Origin of the sequence: Rhodovulum sp. MB263 (assembly GCF_002073975.1) — a bacterium.
In the GTDB taxonomy this organism is placed as follows: domain Bacteria; phylum Pseudomonadota; class Alphaproteobacteria; order Rhodobacterales; family Rhodobacteraceae; genus Rhodovulum.
Window position 1 is genome coordinate 1,902,289 of sequence record NZ_CP020384.1, and the last position, 16,484, is coordinate 1,918,772.

A 16,484-nucleotide genomic window follows, 5' to 3' on the forward strand; every position below is an offset into this window, starting at 1 on the left:
CCGGGCCCGCGCGGGACGGGCTGTCAGCCGCTCCGCGCGGAGATCAGCCCCAAGTTCCGCCTTGGCACCGGGCCGAAGGCCGCCCCGAAAACGCGAGGTTCCGCCGGGTGAAAACCTGCCTGTCCCGGTCTCTCTTCGGGCAAGGGGGCAGCTTCGGCCCCGCGCCCGCGTCGCGGCCGCGCACTCCGGGAGCTCCTGCGCGAAGGCCATGCCCGGTGCTTCTTTCCCGTGCTTCGGCATGGAATGCGGACGGGGCTCAGACCATCCCCCGGCCGGCATCCGAGCCCTGCCGCGCGCGGCTGCGATTCATCGCCCAGACTGCGGCGAGGAAGGCGCCGATCACGACCAGCGAGAAGGCGGTGGTCAGCGTGCCCAGCGCGAAGATCACGGGCGTCGTGACATTGGTGGTCATGCCGTAGATCTCCAGCGGCAGGGTATTGTGGCTGCCGGCGGTCAGCAGGGTCCGGGCGAATTCGTCGTAGGACAGCGTGAAGCCGAACAGCGCCACCCCGATCAGCGAGGGCGCGATGATCGGCAGCACCACATGGCGGATGGTCTGCCAGGCACTGGCGCCCTGATCGCGCGCGGCCTCCTCATAGCTCTTGTCGAAGCGGTTGAAGACCGCGAACATGATCAGAAGGCCGAAGGGCAGGGTCCAGGTCAGCTGCGCACCGAAGCCCGATGTCGCCCAATGGACGTCGAGCCCCGACTGGCTGAAGATCAGCCCGACCCCCAGCGAGACCAGGATCGACGGGATCACGAGCGAGGTCACCACCAGATAGAACAGCACCCCCGACCCGGCAAAGCGCTTGCGGAAGGCAAGCCCCCCCATCACCGACACGACGATCGTCGTCCCCATCACCATCAGCCCCAGCGTGAAGGACCGCCCGAAGCTGCCCCAGATATCGCCCACCGCCTGCTGCTCGAAGAGATCGCGGAACCAGTGCAGCGAGGCCCCTCGCATCGGGAAGGTCAGCCCGCCTTCGGGCCCCTGAAAGCTGAGAATGGCGATGGTCAGGGTCGGGCCGTAGAGAAACAGCAGGAACAGCGTGAAGAACGCGGCCAGCAGGTAGAAGGAACGCGGGCGGCGGTCCATGTCAAAGCTCCTTCCGGATGTCGACGAAGCGCAGCAGGATGCCGATGACCAGCAAGACCGTGATCAGCAGGATGACGGCGGTGGCGGCGGCCGAAGGGTATTGCAGAAGCGCGATGTCGTTCGAGATCAGGCGTCCGACATTCGCGGATTGCGAGCCCGACATGAAGCGCACGGTGATGAAATCGCCCATCACCAGCGTCACCACGAAGATCGAGCCGATCATGATGCCGGGCTTGCAGAGCGGGATGATGACATTGGTCAGGGTCTGGAACCCGGTCGCGCCGGAATCATAGGCCGCCTCGATCAGCGAGCGGTCGATCCGCATCATGGTGTTGAAGATCGGCACCACCATGAACAGCGTGTAGAGATGGACGAAGGCCAGGATCACCGAGAAATCGGAATAAAGCAGCCAGTCCATCGGCCGGTCGGTCACGCCCAGCGACATCAGCGTCGAATTGGCGATGCCGTTGCGCCCCAGAAACGGGATCCAGGAAATCATCCGGATGATGTTCGAGGTCCAGAACGGAATGGTGCACAGAAGAAACAGCGCGATCTGCCAGGTCAGCGAGCGGACATGGAAGGCCAGGAAATAGGCCACCGTGAAGCCTATGGTCAGCGTGAAGGCCCAGGTCAGTGCCGCGTATTTGAAGGTGTTCAGGAACACCTTCCAGGTCACGGGCGAGGTCAGCAGGAATTCGTAATTGTCCCAGCGGAAGGCCGGGTAGATCGAGAATTCGGTCGCGCCCCAGAAGCTGACGATCACGATCATCGCGATCGGCAGCAGCAGGAAGACTGCGAGCACAAGCCCCAGCGGCGAGGCCAGCAACCAGCCCGAGACATGGCGGTTCTTCAGAGACGCGCCGGACAAAAGCCGCGAGGCGGCGGGAAAGGTCTTCGGATGGGCGGCCATGCGCGCTCTCTTCTGTTCCGGAATGGAGCCCCTCCCCCGGGGGGCCGGGGGAAGGGCGGGGACCGGGCGCCACGGAAGATGGGAAACCCGCGCCGGTCCCGTCGGTCAGGGGGTCCTGGCTTCCTCGCCCCGACCCAAGACTTGACTCAAGACTTGGCCGTCAGGCAGCGATGAACTCGTTCCACTTGCGGATCATGTACTGGTTCTCGTCCATGACCGCGTTCCAGCAGGCGATATGGCTCATGCGGTCGTCGAAAGAGCCGCCATCGCGGGTCTCGCCGGGCTGTGCCATGGGCTTGCCGTAAGGATCGGTGATGACCTCGGTCGCGGGCTTGCCCTCGAACCAGTAGCCCCATTCGTTCTCGCTCATATAGGCCTTCGAGGTTTCCGGAACGGCCGAATAGTAGCCCTGCCGCATCAGAAAGCCGCCGACCCAGCCGTCGAGATACCAGTTGATGTAGTCGTAGGCCGCGTCGAGCTCGATCCCCGAGAGGTTCCTCGACAGCCCGATGCCGCCGCCCCAGGCGCGGTAGCCTTCCTTCAGCGGCTGGTACACGCAGGGGATGCCGCGCGACTTGACCGCGGCGATGGCGGGCGACCACATCGACTGGATCACCACCTCGCCCGAGGCCATCAGGTTCACGCTTTCGTCGAAGGTCTTCCAGAAGGCGCGGAACTGTCCGGCCTTCTTGGCCTCGGTCATGATCGCGAGCGTCCGGTCGATCTCGTCGCGGGTCATGTTGCCCTTGTCGCCATAGGTGATCTCGCCCATCGCCTCGCAGACCATGGCCGCATCCATGATGCCGATGGCCGAGATGTCGAGGATCGAGGCCTTGCCCCGGAAGGCGGGGTTCAGAAGCTCGGCCCAGCTCTCGACCGGGTGGTCGATGAGATCGGGGCGGATGCCCAGCGTGTCGGCATTGTAGATCGTCGGGATCAGCGTCATCCAGCCGGTCTCGTGATCGGCGAAGCCGGTCCCGTCGGGGCCGTCGGTGAAGCCCACGCTATGGGGCGAGGTGCCCTGGGCGATGGTCGCGCCGGGCGTCAGCCGGCCATCCTTGAAGATGCCGACGATCTTGTCGTAGTTCCTGATCCTGGCGACATCCATGCCCTGCAGGTTGCCGGTCGGCCAGACCTTCTTGCAGATCCAGTATTCGATATCGGCGATGTCGAAGGATTTGGGCTGGGTCGCGGCGCGCTGGGTGACGGCGTCGCTGTCAAGCGCGGTCATCTCGAGGGTGAAGCCCAGATCCTCCTTCACCTTCTGCGCCACTTCGTTGATGTTCGACACGCCGGTGCCGAACTGGCGCAGGGTCACGTCCCTGATGTTCTGGGCCCAGATCAGCGGCGCCGGAAAGGCGCTGGCCGCAACGCCCGCGGCGGCGCCCTTCAGCAGGCTGCGCCGGTTCAGGCCGGTCCCGGTGGCTTTTGTCATCTCTGTCTCCATGCTGGACTTCATCGGATCACGCGGTAAGCGCGTGGAGGTGGGCGTCGTCCCAGCTCAGTCCGACGCCGTCGCCGGGCTGGATGGGGCGGGCAAAATAGCGGTCTTCGGGCAGGATCGCGGTCAGCTCCTGATCGCCCGCGGTCATCAGCGTCAGCGCGACGCTGGTGCCCTGGTATTCGATGCCGGTGACAAGACCCTCGAGCTTGCCGGTCTGGGCCTCGGTCACGGCGATCTGGTCGGCACGGATCGCGAAATGGCCGCGCGGCAGGGCGATGACGTTATGCCCGCCCATGAAGCGCGCCACGAATTCGGTGCGCGGGCTGTTGAACACCTCACGCGCGGGGCCCGCCTGCTCGATCACCGCATCGTTCATCACCACGATCTCGTCGGCGAGCGCCAGCGCCTCGTCCTGGCCATGGGTGACATGGACGAAGGTGATGCCCAGCTCGCGCTGCAGCTTCTTCAGCTCGGACCGCATCCGGATGCGCAGGAACGGGTCGAGCGCCGACAGCGGCTCGTCCAGCAGCAGCACCTGCGGATTGGTGATCAGCGCCCTGGCCAGCGCCACCCGCTGCTGCTGGCCGCCCGACAGCTGGGCGGGCAGGCGTCCGGCATAGGCGGTCATGTGCACGAGCTCCAGAAGCTCCATCGCGCGGCGGCGGCGGGTCTCGCGCTCGACCCCCTTCATCTTCAGGCTGAAGGCCACATTGTCGGCGACCGACAGATGCGGGAAAAGCGCATAGTTCTGGAACATCATCGCGGTGCCGCGACGCGCGGGCGGCAGGCGCGAGATATCCTGCCCGGCCAGCACGATGGCGCCGTCCGAGACCTCTTCATGGCCTGCGATCATCCTGAGCGTCGAGGACTTGCCGCAGCCCGACGGCCCCAGCAGACAGGCATAGGTGCCGCCCCGGAACAGATGTTGGATGCCATCGACCGCGACAGTCTCGCCATAGCGTTTCGTCAGGGCCACGAGTTCCAGATCGAGTTCAGTGCGCATGCCGCTCCCCAGAAGCCATTGCCTTACCTTTCCGAGGCATGCCGGGCGCGAAAAGGCCCTTGCGCCCGGCATGCCCGGGCCTTTCGCGGCACGCCGGAATTTTGGGCGGATGCGGACAATATTGTCGGGAGGATGATCGAAGATTGTATACGATCTCCTCGCCTGACCCTCACAACCTTGGGGAGTCTTGTCCGGCTGCCCGAGTCGCGGCAGGACAGGGGCAGACGAGGAGAACGCCGTGACCGACCTGTCCCCGACACCGCGCCAGGAGAGCAGGCGGGCCAGCCGTGCCCGCGACGTGGCCGGGCATCTGACCCGCGCGATCCACGAACGCCGGCTGGGGCCCGGGATGAAGCTGTCCGAGGACGAGGTGGGAGAGATCTTCGGGGTCAGCCGCACCATCGTGCGGGCGGCGCTGCAACAGCTCGCCCATGACTGCCTGGTCGTCATCGAACCCCATCGCGGCGCCTTCGTCGCCCATCCGACCGTGCGCGAGGCGCGCGAGGTGTTCGAGGCGCGCGCCCTTGTCGAACCGCGCACCGCGCGCTCGGCCGCCCTGCGCGCGACGGCGCAGGATATCGCGTTGCTCGCCCAGCATATCGAGCAGGAGCACGAGGCCATGGCGGCGGGCCGCAACGGGCAGGCGCTGCGACTGTCGGGGCAGTTCCATATCGAGATCGCGCGGATCGCCGATCAGGCCATCCTCGCGGGCTTCATCACGCAACTGATCTCGCGCTCGTCGCTGGTGATCGCGCTATACTGGCGGCGACCGCAGGCGATGTGCGAGGCTCATGCCCATCACGCGCTCATGCGGGCGCTTGAGGACCGCGACGGCGACCGGGCCGCCGAGATCATGAAGGGCCATCTGCTCGACCTTCTGTCGCTTCTCGATCTGCACGAGCCAGCGCCGGTGCCACTGACACTGAGGGAGGCTCTGACAGGCGAATGAACCTGAACCTGCGCAGGATGACCGCCGACGAACTGCCCGTGGTGCTGGACTGGGCCGCCGAGGAGGGCTGGAACCCCGGGCTCGACGATGCGGCGGCCTTCCATGCCGCCGATCCCGCGGGCTTTTTCGTGGCCGAGGCCGGGGCCAAGGCCGGGGGGAGGATCGTGGCCGCCATTTCGGTCGTGAACCATACCGACGCTGTCGCCTTTCTGGGGCTTTACCTTTGCCGTCCCGACTGGCGCAAGCAGGGCATCGGCCATGCGCTCTGGACCCATGCGCTCGGGCATGCGGGGGCGCGGACGGTGGGGCTCGACGGGGTCGAGGCGCAGCAGGAGAATTACCGCAAGAGCGGGTTCGAACCGGCCGGACGGACGGTGCGCTATGCCGGGGTGCTGCCCGGACGCGCCCATTCCGGCATCGGGCCCGTGCTGCAAGGCGATCTCGGGCCGCTGATCGCGATGGAGGCCGGGGCCACGGGCTATGAGAAGCGCGCCTTCCTGTCGGCATGGACAACCGATTGCGAGACCCGGCGCACGCTGGTTTGCCGTGCGGCAGGCGAGGTCGCGGGTTTTGCCACCATCCGGGCCTGCCGCGAGGGCTGGAAGATCGGCCCGCTGGTTGCTGCGGACGGGGCGGTCGCGGCGGCCTTGATCGAGACCTGCGGCCGTGTCGCCCATGGCGCCCCCGCGATGATCGACGTGCCGCAGTCGAGCCCCTGGCTTGCCGGGCATTGCCGGGCGCTGGGGCTGGTCCCGGTCTTCGGCACGGCGCGGATGTATCGCGGCCCGGCGCCGGTGCCGGGCCCCGCAATCGCAGCGGTGGCGACGCTGGAACTCGGCTGAGCGCCCTTGCGTCCTCGGGGGGCTCGGCGCGCCCCTAGGCGGGCTGTCAGGCCACGCCCACCGTCACCAGGTGGTTGTCGAAGGAACGGGCCTGCCGGACCGTCCAGACCGGGCGCAGGCCCTGCAGCCCCAGCACCGTCCCGGTCCCGGTCGTGGCAACGAAGCCGCCGCCCTCGGCGGGGGCCAGGCCGCAGACATCGTGGGCCTCGATCGCGCCCGTAAACCGCTCTGCCGCGATGTCGAAGACCTGTACCCGGCCGCCGCGCGGCGACGAGATCGCGACCTCGGCCCCATCCCCGGAGATCGCGACCGAGCCCGCATAGCCCTGCATCGCGGCATGTTCCTCGCCGGGAGCGTCAAGCCAGACCGGCGCGGTTCCCGGCCGGTGCAGGCCCAGAAGCGGCGGCCGCTCTTCCCTCGGGCCCTGCCATTGCATGGCGAAGGCGACGGTGCCGCCCGGGCCCAGCGCCAGATGCCGGATCGAATTCATGTGCCACTCCTCGGGCGGCGCGACGGTTTCAAGCAGCGTCCCCTCGAGGCTCACATAGGCGAGGTTCGGCGCCATGAACGGGATGTTGAGCTTGGTCCGGCCGCTGTCAGGATGGGTCTCGATCCCGCCATTGGCGATCACCAGGCTGCGGCCGTCGGGCATCAGCCTGATCTCATGCGGACCGGTGCCATGGCTGTCGAATTCGCCGACCCGAAGATAGCCTGCCTCGGTGTCCCAGACCCCGATCACGCCGCGCGCCGCATCATAGTCGTTTTCGGCCGTGTACATGTAGCGCCCGTCGGCGGAATAGGCGCCATGGCCGTAGAAATGCCGCCCCTCGGGTGCGTCGAGCACGGCGTTGATCCGCCCCTCGCGACAGTCGATCACCAGCGCGAAGGTGCCGGGGCGGCGGGCAAACGCCGTGGCCTCGGGCCGGATCGGATGGGCGGCGGCGGCATGGCCGCGCTGGGGCAGGGGCAGGCGGAACCTCTCGCCGCCCCCGGCATCTAGCCCGACCAGCATCTGCCGCCCGTCGCTTTCCTGCGCGGCGCTCAGAAAGGCCGGGCTGCCGGCATCGGCCCAGCCCACCCGGGGGCAGAGCGAGGCGGCAAGCGCCCCGGTCAGGAAGCTTCGGCGATCGGCCATCTCAGTCTCCGTCTCTCGAATTGAACCCGGCCGCGACGCCGAGCGCGGGGCCGAGGCTTGCCCGGCTTTCCTCGGCGATCTCGTGGATCGCCTGTTGCAGGATCTCGACCCTTAGCCGCCCCTGTGGCGTTGCGACCCCGGCAAAGACCGGATCGTCCAGATTGGCCGCGATCCCGTCGGCGCGGTCGAAATCGGCCTTCAGGGCGGCGGCGCTGGCCGGGTCTTCCGCAGCCATCAGCAGCGCCAGCTCGCGCAGCGCGTCCAGCGTCACCGTCACGTTATGCAGCGACCGTCCCGAGCGCCGGCTTTCGGCCCGGTTCGGGCGCGGCCGCTCGAAGGTGCCGAGCGGACGGCCGAGCCTGAGGTCGACATCGACCTGCAGCCCTTCATGGAGCGCGGTGAAGAAGGCCTTTAGCACCTCGCGTTCGTCCTTGTAGGGCGTGCCGGGGCCGGGATTGCGCATCATCTTGGCATAGCCGTCCTGCCAGTCGGCGAGGATCGCCGCGGCCAGCGCATGGATGTCGCGCGCCTCGGCCCGGATCAGGGCGCAGCCATAGGGCGTGGGCTCGGCGAAATCCGGATCGTAAAGCAGGTATTCGAGCGCGTAAAAGCCCCGCGCCGCGACCGAGACGGTGGCGAATTCCGCTTCGTTCCCGACCACCGGATCGGCATCGGCGATCAGCCCGGACAGCGTCCTGGGCGTCATGCCGCGCGGGTCGGGCCAGAAGGCGAGCGCGAAGGCGCGGTTATCGGTCTCGGTCGGGCCGAGCCGCAGATGGCTGACCGCAAGCCAGGCATCGAAGGCCTCGTTCCAGGCCGCGCGCAGCGGTTCCGAGCCGGGGGTGCAATCCGTCCCGGCCGCGGCCTCGAGCGCGGCGGTCGAGGCTTCGAGCCGGGCAAACCCGGGCAGCACATGGCGCTCGATCACCGCATCGGCGATATCGGCGGGCGCGGCGGCAAGTGGCGCTGCGGCAAGTGGCGCTGCGGCAAGCGCCAGTGCGAGGGAAAGGACGGTTCTTCGGATCATAGGCTCTCCAGGAAACGGATCAGGGCGGCGCGGTCGGCCGCTGGCATCGTCGCCACGCGGTCGCGGGCGGGGGCGGCCTCGCCGCCATGCCAGAGCACGGCTTCGAGCAGGCTCCGGGCGCGGCCGTCATGCAGATAGCCCGCCTTCGGTTCCAGCGCGCGGGCCAGACCCAGCCCCCAGAGCGGCGGCGTGCGCCATTCGCGCCCCGAGGGCCCGGCGCCGCCTCCGGCCAGACCCTCGCCCATGTCATGCAGCAGAAGGTCGCTATAGGGCCAGATCAGCTGAAAGCTGAGCGCCGGGGCCTCGGGCAGACGGCGGGTGACGAAGGCAGGGCGGTGGCAGGCGGCGCAGCCGCTGTCGTGGAACAGCTTCTTGCCCGCCAGCACCCCGGGGGCGGCGGCATCGCGCCGGGCGGGCACGGCGGTATGGCGGGAATGCCGCGTCACCAGATCGAGCGCGGTTGCCGAGATCTCGAAACCGCCCTGTTCCGGATCGCCGCCATCGGGCGCGGCGCGGCAGGCGGTCTGGGCCGGGGTGCAGTCGCCGTGGCCCTCGGGATAAAGCGGCGAGCTCAGCCCGATGTCATGGGCGAAGGCATGGGCGATCTGGGCCTCCAGCGTCGGCTGCGCGGCGGTCCAGCCGAAGCGGCCCAGCACCGGGCGCCCGTCGGGGCCGGGCAGCAGTCTGGCCCGTCCGGAAATGCCGTCGCCATCTTCATCCTCGGGATCGGCCAGAGCCAGGATCGCCTCTTCGGGGATCGCCTCGAGGAGCCCCAGCCCCGCCAGCCCCGGCGCGATGCGCGGGCTGATGACAGTGTCGGCGCCAAGCGGGCCATATCCCGGATCGGCCAGTTCGTAGCGGGGGCGCCTGAGCAGGGCGCTTTCGCCCCCGGACAGCGCCATCTCGATCTCGTCATAGGCGACCCTCGGGCGGCCTTCGGCGGTCAGCCCGGGCAGGCCCAGCGGCTGGATCTGGCGGCCATAGACCGGGTCGGGCCCTGCGGCGAGATAGCCCTCGATGCCGGATGCGCCGGGGTCGGGAACCGAGAGCTGCAGCATCAGCGCGGCGGGCAGATCGCCCGGCCCCTTGGGCGCCGCGCCCCGGCCGCCGCCCGGATGGCAGGCCAGGCAGGAGCGCGCATTGAACAGCGGGCCGAGCCCGTCCGAGGCGATGGTCGAGGACGGCGCCGAGACCCAGCCGCGGTCGAAAAGCGCCTGCCCGCCGCGAAAATCGAGTCCCTCGCCCGGGGGCAGGTTGGCCAGCGGCGACGAGAAGGCGGCGGCCCCCGCCACCGTGCCCGCGCCGCCCGCCAGCGCCTCGAAGGGCTGCGGGCGCGTGAAGTCGCGCGGCAGGGCGGTCGCCTCCGCGATGCGGGCCTGTTCGGCTGCGGTGAAGGGCAGGGCGGAAAGACCCGGTCCGGTGACGGCCTGGGTCAGGGGGCCGGCGGCGGCCGCCGACCCCATCCAGAGCCCGAGAAGGGCGGCCTTACTCGGCCTCGTCCATCTTCGAGGCGTTGAGCAGCGCGTAATTCTCGGCGCCGACACGGCCGTAGAGGTCGAGCTGGGTCTCGAGGAAGTCGATATGGCCTTCCTCGTCGGCCAGAAGCTCATCGAACAGCTCCTTGGTGACGTGATCGCCGATCTCGGCGCAGTATTCCCGCGCTTCCTTGTAAAGCGCGCGGGCATCCTGTTCGGCGGCCAGATCGCATTCGAGGGTCTCCTTGGGGCTCTGCCCGATCCGGAGCGGGTCGAGCTTTTGCAGGTTGGGGTGGCCTTCGAGGAACAGGATCCGCGCCATCAGCTTGTCGGCGTGGTTCATCTCCTCGATGCTTTCCTCGCGGCTCTTCTTGGCCATATGGCCGAGCCCCCAGTCATCCTGCAGACGGTAATGCAGCCAGTACTGGCTGATGGCGGTCAGTTCGCTGCGGAGCGCGCTGTTCAGGTATTCGATGACCTTTGGGTCGCCTTGCATGAGGTCTTTTCCTTTCGATGCTTGGGCCTGAGGTTCTGTAAGCCAGGTGGAACCTCTAGACTAGCGTTTGCACGCATCGTGTCTAGGAAGAGCGTCATGCAGTCGCCGCAGTCGGCGCGTTTGCCGAGCGAGCGGAACACCTTGCCCGGGGTGATGATGGTTGCCGGATCCGAGGCACGCATCCAGTCGATGGCGGCGTTGATATCCTGATCGGAAATGCACTGGCAGTGGCAGACGATCATCCGGGGGCTCCTTCGGAAAGGTGCGGGGCCCCGGCTTGCGGGGCCCCGGGTCAGGACGTCACTGGAAAACGGCCGAGGGGTTGTCGAGGCTGTCCGAGCCCTCGACCGAGACCCCACTGACGCCGAGCGTCTCGACCACGCGTTCGATGCTGGCGGTCTGGTCGACAAGCGCGTTCACGCCGCCCATGATCAGCGCTTCGCCGGCCTCGTTGCCGCGCGCCAGCATCTGGTCATAGGCAAAGCCCGCCTCGGCTGCGGTCTTCAGCCGGGCCAGCGCCGCCATGGTGGCGTCGAGCTTGGTCTTCATCTCGATGTCGAGATCGGCATCCTTAGCCGCGACCAGATCCGAGACCGAAGGCCCCGAGACCTCGGTGCCGTCGATCCGGGTATAGCTGCCCAGATAGACGTTCCGGATGCCCAGCCCGTCATAGTAATGGCTGTTATGGGTGTTGTCCGAGAAGCAGTCATGCTCTTCCTCGGGATCGTTCAGCATCAGCCCCAGGCGCATCCGCTCGCCGGCCTGCTCGCCATAGGACAGGCTGCCCATGCCGGTCAGGATCGCCGACAGCCCGGCCGCGTTATCGGCCATCACCGCCGCGCGGGCCTCGCCGCCCTCTTCCCATTGCGCCACCATCCAGCCGAGATCGGAGACCAGAAGATCGGTCGCGGCCTTGAGATAGGCGCCGCGCCGGTCGCAATTGTCGTTGGTGCAGTCATCGCCCCGGGCATAATCGGTCCAGGGCCGCTCGCCCGCACCGGGATCGGTGCCGTTCAGATCCTGCCCCCAGAGCAGGAATTCGATGGCGTGATAGCCGGTCGCGACATTGGCTTCGACCCCGTCGGCCTCGTGCAGCGTCTCGGACAGCAGCTCGGGGGTGATCTCCGAGGCGTCGATGGTCTCGCCCGCGATCTCGAAGCTCGGCGAGGCGATCACGTTGATTGCGGCCAGCGGGTTCTCGTCGGTCGCGCCGCCATAGCCGGCATCGACATAGTCGATCAGCCCTTCGTCGAGCGGCCAGGCATTCACCTTGCCCTCCCAGTCATCGACGATCGGGTTGCCGAAGCGGAACGCCTCGCTCTGCTGATAGGGCACGCGGGCCGCGAGCCATGCCCGGCGCGCGGCGTCGAGCGCCTGCGGCGAGGGCTTGGCGACAAGCGCGTCCACCGCCTGTTGCAGCCGTTCGGCGCCGGTCAGCGCGTCGCCATAGGTGGCGGCGGCAATGTCCGCATAGGTGGACAGCACCGCATCCGGGGCCGGGGCGTCGGCCAGGGCTGCCGTTCCGGCCAGTCCCATGGCCAGCGTGCAGGTGGCGAGCGTCGGTTTCGTCATGCGTTCCCTTCCTTTGGTCTTCTGGTCTTGCGTCAGTGCAATGTTGCCCGGCGTGAGGGCCGGGCGCTCGGGGCGCGCTCGGGCGCCCTGCGGGCCGAGACCGCGGCAAGCGCGAGGCGCCGGAGCGCAATCGCCAGCCTTGCAGCGGGATCGACCAGGCCCGGCGCCATGTCGGCCCGGACCAGCATTGCCGCCAGCAGCATCGCATCCTCGCGATCTCCCGCGCCGGCAGCGGCAACAAATGTGGCAAAACAGGATTCGTCCGCGCCAAGGCAGGGACAGGCGGCGGCGTGCCGCATCAGCGGCCGCCGTCCATACATGGCACAGAGCGTGCAGATCTCGTGCAGGCTGTCGGCTGCATCGCTGCCCTGACGCGGCCCGAGACGGTCCGAAAACTCGCTGCGCAGCCGCTCCTGCGCGTCATCGCCATCGGCCCAGAGCCGCAGGCAGCGCACCGCGCCCGCCTCTACCGGGTCGAGATCGTCGAGAAAGCCAACGGCGGCGCCGCCGCGTCTGTTGGGATCGGCATTCATCTGTCGGTTCTCCTCAGCATCCGGCCAGGCCGGAGCCGGGCTGCCCCGCCCCCTCTGTGCCGTCATGTCCTGGTCGGTCAGAATGCCCGGGCCTTCCGTCAGGGTGGGTTCGGGTCGGTGTTCGCGTTACCCTGAAAACTGACGAAAATGCTCGGATAAGTCAACCTGACTTTTTTGCTCGGATACAGGGATGCCGGGATAGGAGTGCGGCCGGGTTGCGGACCCGGCGCCGGAACGAAAAGGGGCGCGCCAGACCGGCACGCCCCTCATGGGATCGCTGTTGCGGCGGGGCTCAGCCCAGCTTCAACGCTGCATGTTCGGGAAACAGGCGCGCCAGGCCCGCGGTGCTGGCCTCGGCGACGCCGCGTTCGGTGATCAGCCCCGAGACCAGCCGCGCGGGCGTCACGTCGAAGGCGGGGTTGCGCGCGGGCGTGCCATCGGGCGAGATCTGCACCAGCCCCACTACGCCGCCCGGCATCCGGCCCTGGACATGGGTCACCTCGCCGCCGTCGCGCTCCTCTATCGGAATTTCCTTCACCCCGTCCTGCACCGTCCAGTCGATGGTGGGCGAGGGCAGGGCGACATAGAAGGGCACGCCATTGTCCTTCGCGGCCAGAGCCTTCAGGTAGGTGCCGATCTTGTTGCAGACATCGCCCCGTGCGGTGGTGCGGTCGGTGCCGACGATGCAAAGATCGATCTCGCCATGCTGCATCAGATGGCCGCCGGCATTGTCGACGATCAGGTCATGACTGACGCCGTGATGGTTCATCTCCCAGGCGGTGAGCTGGGCGCCCTGGTTGCGCGGCCGGGTCTCGTCGACGAAGACATGGACGTCGATCCCCGCCTCGAGCGCGTGATAGATCGGCGAGGTCGCGGTGCCCCAGTCGACGGTCGCCAGCCAGCCCGCATTGCAATGGGTCAGCACGTTGACCCGCTTGCCGCCCTTGCGCTCGGAGATGGCGCGGATGAGCTCGAGCCCGTTCAGCCCGATCTGCCGGTTGATCTCGACATCCTCGTCGCAGATCTCGGCGGCGCGGCGGAAGGCGGCCGCGGCACGCTCGGAAGGCGGCAGCGGCTTCAGCTCCCGGGTCATCTCGTCCAGCGCCCAGCGCAGGTTGATCGCGGTCGGCCGGGTCGCGTGCAGCACCTCCCAGGTCTCGGCCAGCGCCGCGTCCGAGGCGTCATCGGCCATCTGCACCGCCACCCCATAGGCGGCCGTGGCCCCGATCAGCGGCGCGCCCCGGACCCACATGTCGCGGATCGCCGCGGCGAAGTCCTGACGGCTGGTCAGCGCGACGATCCGTAGCTCATGCGGCAGCCAGCGCTGGTCGATGATCTTCACGCTTCCATCGGCCTCGCGCCAGATGGAACGATAATGGGTCCCGTCGATCTTCATGGCCCCTCGGTCCTTTCCTTCACCCTGTCCACCCCACCTGCCTTTTCGCCCGGCCGGTGGCCTTGCGAAAACGCGGTCAGTCGTCTCACTCGGCGCGGGTCAGAAAGCCCGCGCATCCGGTCAGCGCCGCGAAATCGTCGATCACGGTCGAGACCCGGAATTCGGCCATCAGCGCCGAGAACCGTCCCTTGCGCCGGAACGCCCCGGCAAAGCCCATGGCCCCGGCATGGGGCGTGACCGCGCGGGCCATGCCGCCGATCAGGTAGATCCCGCCATAGGGCAGATGCTGCAGCGCCAGATCGCCCGCGACCGTGCCCAGCAGCCCGATGAAGGTCCGGGTCGCCCGGAGCGCCTCGGGATCGGTGCCGAGCGCGGCCAGAACGCCGTGGCCGTCCAGCTTGCGCGGCGTTCCGGCCCCGGCCGTCGCCCAATCGTAAAGCCGGCCCAGCCCGCGCCCCGAAAGCGCCTCCTCAACCGGGGCGAAACCGTCGGGTTCCGCGAGGAAGTGCGCCAGCGACAGAGTCTCGGCATCGCCGACCGGCAGGGAAACCTGCCCGGCCTCGGCCTCGGTGACAAGGGGGTCATGGGGCAGGGCATGGACCGCGGCCGCGTTGAACCCGGTGCCGATCCCGATCACCAGCCGCGTCGCGCCGGGCTGGGCGGGGCCATCCAGCACCGGCACCAGCGTCCCGGGCGCGATATGGTCGAGCGCATGGCCCTGGGCGGCCAGATCGTTCAGAAGCCTGACCCGCGGCGTGCCCGTCACCCGGGCGATGGCCGCTTCCTCGATCGTCCAGTCAAGATTGGTCAGCCGCCCGCGCCCGTGGCGGACCGGCCCGGCCAGCGCCGCGCAGGCGCCCGCGATCTCGGGCGAGCCCGCCGCCCGCAGATAGTCGGTCAACACATCGCCCAGATCGGCATGGTCGGCATTGCGGTAGCGCCGGACCGTTCCGGCCAGCAGACCGGGCCCTTCGGCCAGAGCGACACGGGTATTGGTGCCCCCGATATCGGCGACAAGCGATGTCACGGCGTGCTCTCCTGCAGCATGCGTCTGAGCGCGTGGTAGGATGCCTTGGGGGTGCGCTGCAAGCTCTCGAAATCGACATGGACAAGGCCGAAGCGCTTGCCGTAGCCGAAGGCCCATTCGAAATTGTCGAGCAGCGACCAGAGCATATAGCCCTTCAGCGGCACGCCGCCGGCGATGGCCTCGCGCGCCGCGGCCAGATGGCCTGCAAGAAAGGCGATGCGGTCCTCGTCGCGGATCTCGGGGCCGTTCGCGCCCGCGAACACCGTGTCGGGGGCGGCCATGCCGTTCTCGGTCACGTAAAGCGGCAGATCGCCCGTGTGGCTGCCGCTGATCCAGCGCAGAAGATCGGGCAGGGCCATCGGGGCGATCTCCCAGCCCATGTCGGTCTTGCGCCCGGGGGCTGGCCGCTCGGCCCAGCCGGGCCAGGGGCCGGGGGCCGGCGCGATGCGCTTGACGGTGTAATAATTCACGCCGAGCCAGTCGATCGGTGCCGAGATCGCCGCCATGTCGGCCTGCCAGCCCGGCGGAAGATGCGGCCCGAGCCCCTCGAGCGCGAGATCCGGATAGGCCCCGCGCGCCACGCCGCCCAGAAAGAAGCGGTTGAAGACCGCGTCATAGCGCAGGGTCGCCGCGCGCGATTCTTCGCCTGGGTCGGCCGGGAAGGCGGGTTCGAAATTCAGCACGATCCCGATCTCGGAGGCCCCGGCCGCCCGGAGCGCGGCAAGCCCCAGCCCGTGCGCGAGCGCCAGATGGTGCATCGCCCGGGCGGTGGCGCGGATGTCGCGCAGACCCGGCGCATGGATCCCCTCGAAATGCCCGAGCCAGCCCGCGCAGAAGGGCTCGTTGACGGTGGCCCAGGACCAGACCCGGTCGCCCAGCCGCTTTGCCATCAGCGCCGCGAAATCGGCAAAGCGATGCGCGGTGTCGCGATTGGCCCAGCCGCCCAGATCGGCCAGCGCCGAGGGCAGCTCCCAGTGATAGAGCGTCAGCGCGGGCCTGAGCCCGCGCGCAAGCGTCGCGTCGACGAGCCGGTCGTAGAAATCGAGCCCCTCGGGATTGGGCGCCCCCGCGCCTCCGGGCAGCACCCGCGCCCAGGAGGTCGAGAAGCGGTAGATGTCGAAGCCCGCGCCTGCGACCAGATCCAGATCGGCCTCGTAGCGGGTGAGGTGATCGCAGGCCCGCGCCCCGTCTGCCGCGCCCGCGACATTGCCGGGCGTGGCGGCGAAACTGTCCCAGTGGCAGGGGCCGGCGCCGCCCAGGGCCGCGCCCTCGATCTGATAGGCCGAGGTGGCGGTTCCGAACAGGAAGCCGGGCGGAAAATCGGCGCGGGTCGGGATCATGCGCTCCTCCGGGGCGGGCTGGGGACCGGGCCGTTCGGTCGGCCGGTCGCGGTGGGCCGGGGCATCGGGCGGGGGTGCTGCGATCTGTTTCCCCCGCATGCTTGCCTGCGGCAAGGGAGGCGTCAAGCCTGCCGGAGCGTCGCCCGCGCAGAGCCGGGCGCATGCGGGCAGATGCCGGCAGGGGCGCGACCGAAACGGGCAGGCGGGACGTCTTTTCGGAAGCCGGGCCGGTCATCTCT

At 68.7% G+C, this 16,484-nt stretch carries 16 protein-coding genes; 2 read left to right on the forward strand and 14 right to left on the reverse strand.

Annotated features, from left to right (window positions below):
• Positions 1–256: 256 nt before the first annotated feature.
• The 4 genes from B5V46_RS08885 to B5V46_RS08900 all read right to left on the reverse strand — a co-directional run bounded on the left by B5V46_RS08885 (position 257) and on the right by B5V46_RS08900 (position 4,453).
• Positions 257–1,096, reverse strand: coding sequence for an ABC transporter permease (locus tag B5V46_RS08885; RefSeq protein WP_080616274.1), 840 nt, complete (start codon positions 1,094–1,096; stop codon positions 257–259).
• A gap of 1 nt (position 1,097) precedes the next feature.
• Positions 1,098–2,006 (reverse strand): ABC transporter permease, encoded by a 909-nt coding sequence (locus B5V46_RS08890; RefSeq protein ID WP_080616275.1) that lies wholly within the window; start codon positions 2,004–2,006, stop codon positions 1,098–1,100.
• 160 nt (positions 2,007–2,166) lie between these two features.
• Positions 2,167–3,441 carry a PotD/PotF family extracellular solute-binding protein gene (locus B5V46_RS08895; RefSeq protein ID WP_080617994.1) on the reverse strand — a complete coding sequence of 425 codons (1,275 nt, stop codon included), beginning with the start codon at positions 3,439–3,441 and terminating at the stop codon, positions 2,167–2,169.
• A gap of 28 nt (positions 3,442–3,469) precedes the next feature.
• Positions 3,470–4,453, reverse strand: a complete 984-nt coding sequence (locus B5V46_RS08900) for an ABC transporter ATP-binding protein (protein ID WP_080616276.1) — start codon at positions 4,451–4,453, stop codon at positions 3,470–3,472.
• A 238-nt stretch (positions 4,454–4,691) separates the two neighbouring features.
• On the opposite strand from B5V46_RS08900, the gene B5V46_RS08905 reads away from it, so the two are divergent.
• Complete coding sequence (locus tag B5V46_RS08905; protein ID WP_155773996.1) at positions 4,692–5,402, forward strand: GntR family transcriptional regulator; 711 nt, start codon at positions 4,692–4,694, stop codon at positions 5,400–5,402.
• Entirely contained in the window at positions 5,399–6,244 is an 846-nt protein-coding gene (locus B5V46_RS08910) for a GNAT family N-acetyltransferase (protein WP_080616277.1), read from the forward strand. Before B5V46_RS08905 ends, B5V46_RS08910 begins: the two co-directional genes overlap by 4 nt.
• A gap of 46 nt (positions 6,245–6,290) precedes the next feature.
• Here the strand turns inward: B5V46_RS08910 and B5V46_RS08915 are convergent, their stop codons facing one another.
• The 10 genes from B5V46_RS08915 to B5V46_RS08960 form a co-directional block, all read right to left on the reverse strand.
• Complete coding sequence (locus B5V46_RS08915; RefSeq protein ID WP_080616278.1) at positions 6,291–7,379, reverse strand: DUF1513 domain-containing protein; 1,089 nt, start codon at positions 7,377–7,379, stop codon at positions 6,291–6,293.
• 1 nt (position 7,380) lies between these two features.
• A complete protein-coding gene (locus tag B5V46_RS08920) occupies positions 7,381–8,406 on the reverse strand; it encodes an imelysin family protein (protein WP_080616279.1) in 1,026 nt (341 codons plus the stop codon).
• The gene (locus tag B5V46_RS08925; protein ID WP_080616280.1) at positions 8,403–9,869 is read right to left on the reverse strand and encodes a di-heme oxidoredictase family protein; all 1,467 of its coding nucleotides are present in this window, start codon (positions 9,867–9,869) and stop codon (positions 8,403–8,405) included. The genes B5V46_RS08920 and B5V46_RS08925 overlap by 4 nt, the downstream gene beginning before the upstream one ends.
• 22 nt (positions 9,870–9,891) lie before the next feature.
• Complete coding sequence (gene bfr, locus B5V46_RS08930) at positions 9,892–10,377, reverse strand: bacterioferritin (protein WP_080616281.1); 486 nt, start codon at positions 10,375–10,377, stop codon at positions 9,892–9,894.
• Positions 10,344–10,619, reverse strand: coding sequence for a bacterioferritin-associated ferredoxin (locus B5V46_RS08935; RefSeq protein WP_080616282.1), 276 nt, complete (start codon positions 10,617–10,619; stop codon positions 10,344–10,346). Before B5V46_RS08935 ends, bfr begins: the two co-directional genes overlap by 34 nt.
• Positions 10,620–10,677: 58 nt before the next feature.
• On the reverse strand, positions 10,678–11,949 hold the full coding sequence (locus B5V46_RS08940) for an imelysin family protein (RefSeq protein ID WP_080616283.1): 1,272 nt from the start codon (positions 11,947–11,949) through the stop codon (positions 10,678–10,680).
• Positions 11,950–11,981: 32 nt separating this feature from the next.
• Positions 11,982–12,482, reverse strand: coding sequence for a hypothetical protein (locus tag B5V46_RS08945; protein WP_080616284.1), 501 nt, complete (start codon positions 12,480–12,482; stop codon positions 11,982–11,984).
• A 292-nt stretch (positions 12,483–12,774) separates the two neighbouring features.
• Entirely contained in the window at positions 12,775–13,878 is a 1,104-nt protein-coding gene (mtnA, locus tag B5V46_RS08950; protein ID WP_080616285.1) for an S-methyl-5-thioribose-1-phosphate isomerase, read from the reverse strand.
• Positions 13,879–13,963: 85 nt separating this feature from the next.
• Positions 13,964–14,905 (reverse strand): glucokinase, encoded by a 942-nt coding sequence (locus tag B5V46_RS08955; RefSeq protein WP_080616286.1) that lies wholly within the window; start codon positions 14,903–14,905, stop codon positions 13,964–13,966.
• Positions 14,902–16,245: a GH1 family beta-glucosidase gene (locus tag B5V46_RS08960; RefSeq protein ID WP_080616287.1), complete on the reverse strand. Its 1,344-nt coding sequence runs from the start codon at positions 16,243–16,245 to the stop codon at positions 14,902–14,904. The genes B5V46_RS08955 and B5V46_RS08960 overlap by 4 nt, the downstream gene beginning before the upstream one ends.
• Positions 16,246–16,484 lie beyond the last annotated feature (239 nt).

Excerpts from the sequence above, each read along its gene's own strand:
- B5V46_RS08885 (WP_080616274.1), bottom strand. The coding sequence starts at position 1,096 with ATGGACCGCCGCCCGCGTTCCTTCTACCTGCTGGCCGCGTTCTTCACG.
- B5V46_RS08890 (WP_080616275.1), bottom strand. The coding sequence starts at position 2,006 with ATGGCCGCCCATCCGAAGACCTTTCCCGCCGCCTCGCGGCTTTTGTCC.
- B5V46_RS08895 (WP_080617994.1), bottom strand. The coding sequence starts at position 3,441 with ATGACAAAAGCCACCGGGACCGGCCTGAACCGGCGCAGCCTGCTGAAG.
- B5V46_RS08900 (WP_080616276.1), bottom strand. The coding sequence starts at position 4,453 with ATGCGCACTGAACTCGATCTGGAACTCGTGGCCCTGACGAAACGCTAT.
- B5V46_RS08910 (WP_080616277.1), top strand. The coding sequence starts at position 5,399 with ATGAACCTGAACCTGCGCAGGATGACCGCCGACGAACTGCCCGTGGTG.
- B5V46_RS08915 (WP_080616278.1), bottom strand. The coding sequence starts at position 7,379 with ATGGCCGATCGCCGAAGCTTCCTGACCGGGGCGCTTGCCGCCTCGCTC.
- B5V46_RS08920 (WP_080616279.1), bottom strand. The coding sequence starts at position 8,406 with ATGATCCGAAGAACCGTCCTTTCCCTCGCACTGGCGCTTGCCGCAGCG.
- B5V46_RS08925 (WP_080616280.1), bottom strand. The coding sequence starts at position 9,869 with ATGGGGTCGGCGGCCGCCGCCGGCCCCCTGACCCAGGCCGTCACCGGA.
- bfr (WP_080616281.1), bottom strand. The coding sequence starts at position 10,377 with ATGCAAGGCGACCCAAAGGTCATCGAATACCTGAACAGCGCGCTCCGC.
- B5V46_RS08935 (WP_080616282.1), bottom strand. The coding sequence starts at position 10,619 with ATGATCGTCTGCCACTGCCAGTGCATTTCCGATCAGGATATCAACGCC.
- B5V46_RS08940 (WP_080616283.1), bottom strand. The coding sequence starts at position 11,949 with ATGACGAAACCGACGCTCGCCACCTGCACGCTGGCCATGGGACTGGCC.
- B5V46_RS08945 (WP_080616284.1), bottom strand. The coding sequence starts at position 12,482 with ATGAATGCCGATCCCAACAGACGCGGCGGCGCCGCCGTTGGCTTTCTC.
- mtnA (WP_080616285.1), bottom strand. The coding sequence starts at position 13,878 with ATGAAGATCGACGGGACCCATTATCGTTCCATCTGGCGCGAGGCCGAT.
- B5V46_RS08960 (WP_080616287.1), bottom strand. The coding sequence starts at position 16,245 with ATGATCCCGACCCGCGCCGATTTTCCGCCCGGCTTCCTGTTCGGAACC.